The organism is Bradyrhizobium sp. NBAIM03 (genome assembly GCF_020194055.1).
GTDB lineage: Bacteria > Pseudomonadota > Alphaproteobacteria > Rhizobiales > Xanthobacteraceae > Bradyrhizobium > Bradyrhizobium yuanmingense.
Genome location: NZ_JADYVS010000155.1, coordinates 1 through 447, shown reverse-complemented (window position 1 = coordinate 447; position 447 = coordinate 1). Strand labels below are relative to the sequence as shown.

Genomic DNA, 447 nt, shown 5'->3' with positions numbered 1-447 from the left:
CCACGGGCGTACCGCGATGCCGCTGTTGCGCAGGGTGCTGACGATGGCTTCGGCATTCTCGCCGCTGTCATCGACGATCAGCAGGCGGATGGTGATGTCGTTCGCGTTCTGCATGCACTGCTCCCCAATCTGCGAATCTAGATACACGATGCGCGGCGAACCGTCCATGCGCGCACCCCTGGCGCGCGTCGAACGGCGAAGTGGTTCACACCACGCCGCCCGCTGCGTGGCCGCTGGCCCAGGCCCATTGGAAGTTGTAGCCGCCCAGCCAGCCGGTCACGTCCAGCACCTCGCCAACGAAGTGCAGGCCGGGCACGCGCTTGGATTCCATCGTCGAGGATGACACTTCGGCGGTGTCCACGCCGCCCAGGGTGACCTCGGCGGTGCGGTAGCCTTCGGTGCCGCTGGCCACCAGCGGGAATGCGCCCAGCAGCTGCGCGGCCTGGC

At 67.8% G+C, this 447-nt stretch carries 1 protein-coding gene; it reads right to left on the bottom strand.

The features are described from left to right. Positions 1-205: 205 nt before the first annotated feature. Positions 206-447: NAD(P)/FAD-dependent oxidoreductase (locus I6F21_RS37850; RefSeq protein WP_181453882.1), on the bottom strand; the 242-nt coding region annotated here is incomplete at its 5' end.